This window comes from Arthrobacter sp. TB 23 (assembly GCF_000294595.1).
Lineage (GTDB): Bacteria > Actinomycetota > Actinomycetes > Actinomycetales > Micrococcaceae > Arthrobacter_D.
In genome coordinates this window covers 1-5,240 of the sequence record NZ_ALPM01000015.1, presented here as the reverse complement: position 1 = coordinate 5,240, position 5,240 = coordinate 1, and the positions used below count along the sequence as shown (strand labels likewise).

At 64.9% G+C, this 5,240-nt stretch carries 6 protein-coding genes; 4 read left to right on the top strand and 2 right to left on the bottom strand.

Going from position 1 to position 5,240, the window contains the following annotated elements; translation table 11 throughout:
- A partial coding sequence (locus B384_RS0101605; RefSeq protein WP_019481395.1) for an NAD-dependent epimerase/dehydratase family protein occupies positions 1-894 on the top strand: 894 nt, incomplete at its 5' end.
- A gap of 66 nt (positions 895-960) precedes the next feature.
- Here the strand turns inward: B384_RS0101605 and B384_RS0101600 are convergent.
- A complete protein-coding gene (locus tag B384_RS0101600) occupies positions 961-2,049 on the bottom strand; it encodes a mechanosensitive ion channel family protein (RefSeq protein ID WP_019481394.1) in 1,089 nt (362 codons plus the stop codon).
- A gap of 98 nt (positions 2,050-2,147) precedes the next feature.
- On the bottom strand, positions 2,148-2,969 hold the full coding sequence (locus tag B384_RS0101595) for a CPBP family intramembrane glutamic endopeptidase (protein WP_019481393.1): 822 nt from the start codon (positions 2,967-2,969) through the stop codon (positions 2,148-2,150).
- Between the two features lie 107 nt (positions 2,970-3,076).
- Between B384_RS0101595 and B384_RS0101590 the strand changes: the two genes are divergently transcribed.
- The 3 genes from B384_RS0101590 (at position 3,077) to B384_RS0101580 (ending at position 5,207) form a co-directional block, all read left to right on the top strand.
- Positions 3,077-4,462 (top strand): dihydrolipoyl dehydrogenase family protein, encoded by a 1,386-nt coding sequence (locus B384_RS0101590; protein ID WP_019481392.1) that lies wholly within the window; start codon positions 3,077-3,079, stop codon positions 4,460-4,462.
- Positions 4,463-4,696: 234 nt separating this feature from the next.
- Positions 4,697-4,963, top strand: a complete 267-nt coding sequence (locus B384_RS0101585) for a hypothetical protein (protein ID WP_133185464.1) — start codon at positions 4,697-4,699, stop codon at positions 4,961-4,963.
- A 10-nt stretch (positions 4,964-4,973) separates the two neighbouring features.
- A complete protein-coding gene (locus B384_RS0101580) occupies positions 4,974-5,207 on the top strand; it encodes a DUF6480 family protein (protein ID WP_019481390.1) in 234 nt (77 codons plus the stop codon).
- Positions 5,208-5,240 lie beyond the last annotated feature (33 nt).

The window sequence follows — 5,240 nt, the reverse complement described above, 5'->3', positions numbered from 1 at the left end:
GGCGGGTGCGAATGGCACGCCCTCGATATCGGGACCGACGAGGGGCGCAGCACGCTCACCGCAGCGCTCGACGGCGTAGACGCCGTCGTGCACCTGGCCTGGGCCATCCAGCCGAACCGCAATGAACCGGCGATGCACCGCACCAACGTCACCGGTACCGCCAACGCGCTGCAGGCGACCGCCGACGCGGGAGTGCGCCACTTCGTCTGCGCGTCATCGGTGGGTGCCTATAGCCCGGCCTCGAAGGGCCAGCGGGTGGATGAAAGTTGGCCGCATGGGGGCATCAGCACCTCTCACTACAGTCGGCATAAGGCTGAGCAGGAAGCGCTCCTTGATGACTTCGACCGGCGGTACCCGGAGATCCCCGTCACCCGGCTTCGCCCGGGGCTGATCTTTCAGCAGGATGCAGGGAGCGAGATCGGCCGCTACTTCCTGGGCCCGCTCGTCCCGAAGTTCCTGCTGAATCGGCTGCGGCTCCCGGTCATTCCCATCCCTGATCGGCTGATCTTTCAGGCGGTCCACGCCGACGACGTCGCAGACGCCTACTGGCGGGCCGTCGACCGGCGGGTGGGCGGTGCCTTCAACATCGCTGCCGAACCGGTGCTCACACCGGCCAAGGTCGCGGGGCAGTTGGGCGCCCGACGAGTGGTGAACCTCCCCGTGAAGGTGCTGCGCGCCGTCGTCGGCGTGACCTGGGCGCTGGGGCTGCAGCGTACCGATCCGGGGTGGATCGACATGGCTGCCCTGGCACCGGTCATGAACACCGACCGTGCACGCACACTGCTCGGGTGGGAGCCGGAGCATTCCTCACTCGACGCCATCCGCGCCGTGCTGACCGGGCTTAGCGCGGGCGACGGCGTGGACGGCTCCCCCAGCCTCAAACCCCGCACCTAGCCCTCCCCGCATTGGATCGGAGCGGAGCGAGTCAACACAGATAGCAGGTTTCACGCCGAAAAGTGGTTATTTGTGTTGACTCGATCCGAGGGCGGCGGGTTGGGGAGCTTCGAGGGCTTGGGGAGGGTGCACTGCCTCCCACCGCTGCCGGGGCAGCGCCTCGCGGTGGTGGGTCTGCAGGAACACGACCATTGATTCGCGGATCAGGCACTTCAGGTCCCAGAGGGCGTCATTGTCGACGGCGCTGACCAGGACTCTGGCCCGCACCATCCCGTCGGTGGCCTGGGTGATTTGCAGGGTGCTGGTGCGCCCGTCCCACAGGGTGGTCTCGGCAAGTATTGCGGCCAGGTGGGCCCGCATCGAATCGATGGGAACCCGCCAGTCGAGGTCCAGGTCAACGGTGCCGAGCAGTTCGGAACGGCTCCGCGTCCAGTTCTCGAACGGCGTGGTGGTGAAGTAGGTCGAGGGCAGGATGATCCGGCGGTCGTCCCAGACCTTGACCACCACATAGGTCATGGTGATTTCCTCGACCGTGCCCAGCTGTTCTTCAACGAACACGGTGTCGTCGATCCGCAGGGCGTCGGTGAAGGCCAGTTGCACCCCGGCAAAGACGTTGGCCAGGGAGCTCTGGACGGCGAGGCCGGCGACAATGGAGATTAGCCCGGCCGAGGCCAGGATGCCAGCGCCGAGGGCACGCACCTCGGGGATCGTCAGCAGCACGCTGGCCAGCGCGAAGGTGATCACCAGTGCCACTCCCACCCGGCGGGCCAGCATGATCTGCGTTTTCAGGCGCCGCATCCGCCCATGGTCAACGGTGTCCCTCCCGAATTTCCGCAACGCCACCGCCTCAAACACCAGCAGGAGCGACGCGACCAGCCAGGCCACGGCCCCAATGAGAGCCAGCACCAGCGCGTAGTCCACCGGCCCAAACCAGTCGGTGTCGGCGGCAGTCACCGCGAGGGCTATCCGCGCGCCCACAATGGCGAGCACGAGCCGCACCGGGTTCAGCGCCCGACGGGATGCCCCCTGAATGGCGGGGACCTTCCGCAGGGCGCGCACAGCTATCCGGCGCAAAATGGCTGCGAGCAGCACGGCTGCGATCAAGGCCGCAGCGACCCCGACCACCGGGGCCAACGCGTTGACTAGTTCATCCATGGCTTCACCGTCTCAGATGACAGTGGGTAGCTGTCCAGCCGGAAGGGAAAACTGTGGGGAGACTCTCACCCCACGATCAGGCGGGGATCAGCAGGTGGCTAGTACAGGAAAATGTCGAACCATTCGCGGTTGTGCGCGTGAATCAGCACCAGGAACAACACAAAGTCGAACAGCAGGTGAACCGCCACAATGTAGCTCAATGATTTGGTCTTCTTGAAAATCCAGCCCTGCACCAGCGCAAAGGGGTAGATCAGCAAAGGCCCCCAGGCGTGGAAGCCCAGTTCCCAGAGGAACGAGGTGAACAGCACCGCCTGCAGCATGTTGGCCTGCCAGTCCGGCAGATGCCGCCGCAGCAGGGTGAAGGCCGTACAGATGAAGAACAGCTCGTCCCAGATGCCCAGCACATTGGTGCCGAGGAACAGCCGCGCCACGGTGCTCGGATCCGAGGCTGCCGGCCAGTTCTCAAACACGCCGGTAGGAATCATGTAGACGGGCAGGAGAAAGTACCCCATCACGACGACGGCCACCAGGTACCAGCGCTCGGTCCGCGTCCACTTCTGGCCGGTGAGTACCGGAAACCGGATGGCGTGGTCCTTGAACACAAACCGTGAAATCGAATACGGCAGCCCCACCGCCAGGACCATTGCTGTCCCCATGGTGAACATGTGTTCGAAGCTGATGTCGGTGGTGATGGGCACCAGGCTCATGATGATCAGTCCGAGTGACAGCAGCGCCAGATCCTTGAACAGCTGACGCCCGATGAAGAACGACGACGCCAAGGCGGCCGCCAACAGCAGGTAACCCAGCCACCGCTGATCCAGTCCGAACATCACAAACCCCGACCCGGCGATCAGCACCGCGGGGATCAGATTCGCGGCAGTCTTCCGCGTTTCCTTCAGGGTCTCCGGCTGGGTTGTCATACCACTGAGATTACCCGGGACGTCTGAAGTACGGGAGTTTTGTGGCATTTGCCGCTATACAGGAAGCAGCAGCCGATCGCGCCCCGACCACCCACAGGAGCAAAGCCATGGAATACGACTTCGATGTTCTGATTGTGGGCGCTGGCCCTGCGGGGATGGCAGCCGCGGTGCGGGCCGCGGAACTCGGCGCCCGCGTGGCTGTAGTGGAGCGGGCGAGGCTCGGCGGCACCTGCGTGAATTCCGGGTGCGTGCCGACGCGGGTCCTTGCGAAGACGGCCCGCCTGTACCGGGAGGTGCGCACCGCCTATGACTACGGGATCGTCGTCGCCGAACCGTCGGTTGACTGGCCCCAGATCGTCCGGCGGGTCAGGTCCACCGTGGACCGGGTGCTCGCGGCCAAAGGGTACGACGACGTCGTCGCCCGGTTGGGCATCACCCTGCTCACCGGCGAGGCTTCCTTCGCTGACTCACACACCCTGACGGTGGACGGCCGCGCAGTGACGGCCGGTTCGGTCATCCTCTGCGTTGGCGGCAACGCGCGCCGCCTACCCATCCCCGGCGCCGAGCATGCCGTCCTGCCGCCGGACATTCTCGACCTGCCGGATCTGCCGCGGGCCATCGCCGTGATCGGCGGCGGGCACACCGGCGCGCAGCTGGCCACCATCTTCCATGCACTCGGTTCCCGGGTGCTGCTGCTGGATCTGGCGCCGCGCATCCTCACCACCGAGGACGCCGCTGTCTCGGCGGCGGTCACCGATGGGTTCCGCGCCCGGGGTGTGCGGGTGGAGACAGGGATCGGCGGGATCAACCAGATCACCAGGGACGACGACGGCGGGCTACACCTGCACTGGACCAGCCCAACCGGAGAGCAGGTGGAGGCGGTCGACACGGTCGTGATGGCTGCCGGTTGGCCGGCGAACATTGAGTCTCTTGGCCTGGCCGCGGCCGGTGTCCAGGCCCAACGCAACGCGATACCGGTTGACGACTATCTGCGCTCGAACGTTCCCCACGTCTATGTGGCGGGGGATGCGAACGGCTCCAGCATGCTGGTGCAGGCCGCCGTGTTTGAGGGCGAAACCGCTGCCGAGAACGCGGTCCTCGGAGCGCATCGGACCACTCCACACCATCTGCTGCCCGCCGGTGGTTTCACTGACCCGGATTACGCCGGCGTCGGCCTCACCGAGGAAGCGGCACGGGCGCGTGACCGGGAGGCGACCGCCGTCGTCGTACCCTATGGCGAGGTGGAGCGCCCCATCATCGATGACCGGGAGCAGGGGTTCCTGAAACTGGTGCTGGACCGGCACCGGGAGCTGATCCTTGGAGCGCACGCAGTGGGAGAGAACGCGGTGGAGGTGATCCAGGCGGTCGCTGCGGCGATGGCGGCGGGCACCGACGTCGCAACCCTCGCGCGGGTAAAGTTCGCCTACCCCACCTACACGGCAATTATCGGCGAGGCGGCGCGATCAGCCAGACAGTCGAGTCAGCACAAATGACAGGTTTCGCCCCGGATATCGGTTGTTTGTGTTGACTCGATCCCTGGGGAAAGACGCCTACCGGGCTGGTTCCTTTTTGCGGGTCGGAGCTGAACGCGCATCCGGTCAGCGTGAACACCGGTACTGCTAGGGTTGAATCATCCCAAAACTGCACAGGGGGCTTACCATTATTTACTGCCGGGCAGGAATCCGCCGCCAGATTAATTGCCCCACTGCAGAGACTTAAGGAGCACAATGGCAACTATGGACAGAAAGTTCTCTGTAACCGAAGAATCGTCAAGCAAGCATCCACATGACTGGGGCCGGGCCATGGCAGTGGCCATCAGCCGGCTGGTTGAGATGGCGCACGAGGCGGGTGACGTGGTCGAACACGAGAACCTTTATGGGGAAGACCTCCACCTGTTTGTGCGCGAGACCGAAGAGGGAGCCGACATCACCATGTCCTGGACACCCCGTGACACGAAAGACCCATCACCCAAGAGGTCTGATTGGGAAATCTAGGAGGCACCGAATGACAGGACAGAACCCCGATCCACAGGGCGAGAAGATCACCGGGCTGGAGCCGGGCGGCGGAGTCCCCCCAGGCGAAACCCCACCGGGTGAGTCCTCGACCGTGGGACCGCAGGGCCACGACGAGGGCACTTCGAAGGCAAACCACCCGCTCCCGTGGCTCATTGGCATCGGAGTGGTTTTCGTAGCCTGCATCGTTCTGTTTATTGTCGGCCGCCTGGTCGACGTCTTCTAGCGATCACTGTTAACGCCGAACGCGCCCGCAACT

Coding starts and splice junctions, on each gene's coding strand:
- B384_RS0101585 (WP_133185464.1), top strand. CDS start 4,697: ATGGCAACTATGGACAGAAAGTTCTCTGTAACCGAAGAATCGTCAAGC.
- B384_RS0101590 (WP_019481392.1), top strand. CDS start 3,077: ATGGAATACGACTTCGATGTTCTGATTGTGGGCGCTGGCCCTGCGGGG.
- B384_RS0101600 (WP_019481394.1), bottom strand. CDS start 2,049: ATGGATGAACTAGTCAACGCGTTGGCCCCGGTGGTCGGGGTCGCTGCG.
- B384_RS0101580 (WP_019481390.1), top strand. CDS start 4,974: ATGACAGGACAGAACCCCGATCCACAGGGCGAGAAGATCACCGGGCTG.
- B384_RS0101595 (WP_019481393.1), bottom strand. CDS start 2,969: ATGACAACCCAGCCGGAGACCCTGAAGGAAACGCGGAAGACTGCCGCG.